This is a genomic window from Microcystis sp. Msp_OC_L_20101000_S702, from assembly GCF_007095705.1.
Lineage (GTDB): Bacteria > Cyanobacteriota > Cyanobacteriia > Cyanobacteriales > Microcystaceae > Microcystis > Microcystis ichthyoblabe_A.
This window is the reverse complement of record NZ_SFBO01000183.1, coordinates 1-4,739: the sequence shown is the minus strand read 5'-3', so window position 1 is coordinate 4,739 and position 4,739 is coordinate 1. Positions and strand designations below refer to the sequence as shown.

General features: G+C 44.3%; 3 protein-coding genes. 2 read left to right on the top strand and 1 reads right to left on the bottom strand.

All coding sequences use genetic code 11. The features are described 5' to 3' along the window. Positions 1-84: 84 nt before the first annotated feature. Entirely contained in the window at positions 85-990 is a 906-nt protein-coding gene (locus tag EWV60_RS19145) for an abortive infection family protein (RefSeq protein WP_287234066.1), read from the bottom strand. Between the two features lie 766 nt (positions 991-1,756). Here EWV60_RS19145 and EWV60_RS19140 point away from each other — a divergent pair. Next, positions 1,757-4,222 carry an ATP-dependent Clp protease ATP-binding subunit gene (locus EWV60_RS19140; protein WP_002777520.1) on the top strand — a complete coding sequence of 822 codons (2,466 nt, stop codon included), beginning with the start codon at positions 1,757-1,759 and terminating at the stop codon, positions 4,220-4,222. A 77-nt stretch (positions 4,223-4,299) separates the two neighbouring features. Continuing rightward, positions 4,300-4,581 (top strand): hypothetical protein, encoded by a 282-nt coding sequence (locus EWV60_RS19135; RefSeq protein WP_287234064.1) that lies wholly within the window; start codon positions 4,300-4,302, stop codon positions 4,579-4,581. Positions 4,582-4,739 lie beyond the last annotated feature (158 nt).

The window sequence follows — 4,739 nt, the reverse complement described above, 5'->3', positions numbered from 1 at the left end:
TCCATTAAGAAATGTTACAAATTACATGGGTACATCAAGAAAAGTTAAGGGGCGTATCCATTGATGGATAAGGGTTTTCGGCTATTATAGTATATATGTATGGGGGAAGTTCAGCAATAAAAACACGGCTAAGGTCGAAGCTGCTCCTACCGCAAGTTTTGCATGTCGAGAACCTAAACCTTTTGCTTTTGAATCCTTACCATGTCCTGTACCGTAACTATTTCTTAATTCAGCGATACCGTTCGTAATTGTAGCTAAGTTACTTAAAATTTGCTTTATGCTATCTGCGGCTTTAGCTTCGTTTGGAATATCATCTGGAGTCAGCTTGAGTTCTTTAACTGTTTGCTTAACTAGCTTTGGCAACTCTAGAGTACTACTTAGTGATTGACCTCTTTCACGCAAAATAGTTTTACAGATAGTTTCAATTAACTCCTTGGCTGTACCTATAGCTAAACTTGGATCATTATCAACAGCACTCTTCATACGGTGGATTTGATCTGAAACATATTTTGTGTCTGTACCATTAAACTTTTGTTTCAAATCTTCAATATTTGATTCAACGGAAAGTTGAATTCTTCTTGCTGTATATACAGCACGTCCAGACAATTGTGTCTTGGGTACAATCTCGTAACCTGCATCGTGCAGCAATTGATTGAATGTTTGTTCTAAACGCTTTATCTCTTCTGTATCACTTCGGACGACAGGATGAAGTGTTTCGCATAGAAAGCGTAAAAACATCTCGTCATCACATTTCAATAAATTGAATCTTGGATCATTGAAAACCCAATTGCTCATCCAATCATCATTGTTGACACGATGCTGCCAGATATCTTCTTCAGCATTCGTAAATCTATGATCAGTAGAAGGCAGCGTTTCAAGGTTGAATAGGCGACCTAAAAACTCTGTATCTTCTAGACGACCTGCCCAATGAGCCTTTTCAAGAGTAAATAAATCAATAATATCTCGACGAGTAGCCTTTGTAATTTGCATAAGTAAGTTTATTTAAGTAGTTAGGTGTTAAAAACTGTCAGATGCCCCCCTTATTAAGCTATCCTTTAGTCACATCTTTCTTAACATTTCAAACCTTTGTCGCACATGGCTTTCAAGACTCGGTTAACAATCTGTAATATTTCTTGTTGACACCCTTACTGACAAAGAAAAAACTGAAATCAAGTCAGGATAAGGGTTGGAGTGCTTAGTGAAAAAATTGTTAAGAAAAATCCCTATAAGGGATGGGGGGATCGAACCCAAAATCTATCTTCAATTTAATTATAACCAGCTACTTAACTATAGAAGTAGCGGCATAACTACACATTATACGAAAACTTTCTGCACAACACTGTCCAGAGCAAAGATATGGGTCAACTTTCTGTATATCACCCGTCCTCGTACAACATATATACTAATTTGTCAATAGGTAGTAATATTTAATCTGCTTATACTTCGAGTTTTGGTCTGAAAATGGGCGCTCAATAGTCAAGCGATCGAGGGATGGGGATGACCACGACCCTAGGGGATTATGCAACGGTGAACAACTTATCGGCAGGTTTCCAGGGGGACAAAACCATAATCCGGGAGATTCTGGGCATCTCCGCAAGTCAGCTAAGAGCCATTGACCCCAGAAAAAATCTTCAGAGCTACAACCACTATAACTAATAGCCGCTCCCCAATAACTGATCACTGAAAGAGGGCTAAACTAAAAAGCCGTGCTAAAATCAGCATATCTAGGGTCGCTTGTGTAGGTGATGGATAGGCTATGTTTGAAAGATTTACGGAAAAAGCCATTAAAGTAATCATGCTCGCCCAAGAAGAAGCCCGCCGCCTTGGCCATAACTTCGTGGGAACAGAGCAGATTTTACTAGGACTAATTGGAGAGGGAACGGGAGTTGCCGCCAAAGTCCTCAAGTCCATGGGTGTCAATCTCAAAGATGCGCGCGTGGAGGTGGAGAAAATCATCGGTCGCGGTTCCGGATTCGTAGCCGTGGAAATTCCCTTCACCCCCAGAGCCAAAAGAGTTTTAGAACTCTCCCTCGAAGAAGCCCGTCAACTGGGCCATAACTATATTGGCACAGAACATCTCCTTTTAGGACTAATTCGCGAAGGGGAAGGTGTGGCCGCTAGGGTTCTGGAAAATCTCGGGGTGGATCTCTCGAAAGTTCGCACCCAGGTGATCAGAATGTTAGGGGAAACCGCCGAAGTGGCCGCCGGTTCATCTTCCCAAGGTCGCACTAAAACCCCCACTCTTGACGAATTCGGTTCCAATCTCACCCAAATGGCCAGCGAGGGTAAACTCGATCCCGTGGTCGGCCGGCAAAAGGAAATCGAGCGCGTCATCCAAATTCTCGGTCGTCGTACCAAAAATAACCCAGTCCTAATCGGGGAACCGGGGGTAGGTAAAACAGCGATCGCAGAAGGATTGGCCCAACGCATTGCTAACAAGGATATTCCCGACATTCTCGAAGAAAAACGGGTTGTCACCCTCGATATCGGCTTGTTAGTGGCGGGAACCAAGTATCGCGGCGAATTTGAGGAACGCCTCAAAAAAATCATGGACGAAATTCGCCAAGCGGGTAACGTCGTCCTTGTTATCGATGAAGTTCATACTCTCATAGGTGCCGGGGCAGCCGAAGGGGCGATCGATGCGGCCAATATTCTCAAACCAGCTTTGGCCCGGGGAGAACTGCAATGTATCGGGGCGACGACCTTGGATGAGTACCGCAAACATATCGAACGGGATGCGGCTCTAGAAAGACGTTTTCAACCGGTTATGGTCGGTGAACCCTCCGTAGAAGAAACGATCGAAATTCTCTACGGTCTCCGGGAACGCTACGAACAGCACCATAAACTAAAAATCTTAGACGAAGCGCTAGAAGCGGCGGCGAAATTGTCCGATCGCTACATTAGCGATCGCTTCTTACCGGACAAGGCGATCGATTTAATCGATGAGGCTGGTTCGAGAGTGCGCTTGATTAATTCCCAATTGCCCCCAGCAGCCAAGGAATTAGATAAAGAACTGCGGCAAATTCTCAAACAAAAAGATGACGCGGTGCGCGGTCAAGACTTCGAGAAAGCTGGGGAATTGCGCGATCGGGAAATGGAAATCAAAACCCAGATCCGGAATCTCGCTTCCACCAAAAAAGGCGAAGATGGCAACGATGAACCCTTTGTCGATGCGGAGGAAATCGCTCACATCGTCGCTTCTTGGACTGGGGTTCCCGTCAATAAACTGACCGAAACCGAATCCGAGAAACTGCTGCACATGGAAGATACCCTACATCAGCGTCTCATCGGTCAAGAGGACGCAGTTAAAGCGGTGTCCCGCGCCATTCGTCGCGCTCGCGTCGGTCTGAAAAATCCCAACCGTCCCATTGCTTCCTTTATCTTCTCCGGTCCAACGGGGGTAGGTAAAACCGAGTTAACTAAAGCTCTGGCCGCTTATTTCTTTGGTTCGGAAGATGCGATGATCCGTCTCGATATGTCGGAATACATGGAACGGCACACGGTTTCTAAGTTAATCGGTTCACCTCCGGGTTATGTTGGTTACAACGAAGGGGGACAATTAACGGAAGCGGTGCGTCGTCGTCCTTATACGGTGGTGCTATTCGACGAAATCGAAAAAGCTCACCCCGATGTCTTCAATATGCTTCTGCAAATCCTTGAAGATGGACGTTTGACCGATGCCAAAGGTCGCACGGTGGACTTTAAAAATACCCTGTTGATCATGACCTCGAACATCGGTTCTAAAGTCATCGAGAAGGGTGGCGGTGGTTTAGGTTTCGAGTTTGCCGATAATCAGGCCGAGGCCCAGTATAATCGCATTCGATCGCTGGTTAATGAGGAATTAAAACAATATTTCCGTCCGGAATTCCTCAACCGTCTCGATGAGATTATTGTCTTCCGTCAACTGAATAAGGAAGAGGTCAAGGAAATCGCCGAAATCCTGCTCAAGGATGTGTTTAAACGTCTGACAGAACAAAATATTACTTTGTCTGTCACCGATAAGTTTAAAGAACGCTTGATCGAGGAGGGTTATAATCCGGCCTACGGCGCTCGTCCCTTACGTCGTGCGATTATGCGTCTATTGGAAGATGTTCTGGCTGAGGAAATTCTCTCCGGACGGGTTTCTGGTGGGGATACGGCTATGGTCGATATCGATGAGGAAGGTAAGGTGAAAGTAATTTCCGGTGAAAGACGCGAGTTAATCGCTCCCGTGATCGAGTAAATTCTTACTGGAATTAGTTAAATAAAAGGTGGGCTTTTTGCTCACCTTTTCTCGTAAAGATAGGGGAAAAAAGTGCGATGAAAGTTTGGGTTGTGGGTTGTGTTTTCTTATTTTTGTTGGTGGAATTTTATCAGTGGGCCAAGGGGTTTATTTTGCCTTTACCTATCTATGTTTTTGCCGGAGCTTTATTATCGATCACTTCTAATTATTCTCAAGATATGAGCAATTTATTTGCTAGAAATGAACAGGTTTATAAAACTGCTAGTTTAACTGATATTCCTGACATTTTGACGGCAGAAACCGCAATTACCAGCCTAGAAGCGGCAGCATTAGAGGATAGTAAAAAGCGGGATCGCTGAATCAAGACATGAATACTAAATTGTTCCTCCTATCTACAAGTTATACCTGAACTTCCCCCATACATATATACTATAATAGCCGAAAACCCTTATCCATCAATGGATACGCCCCTTAACTTTTCTTGATGTACCCATGTAATTTGTAACATTTCTTAATG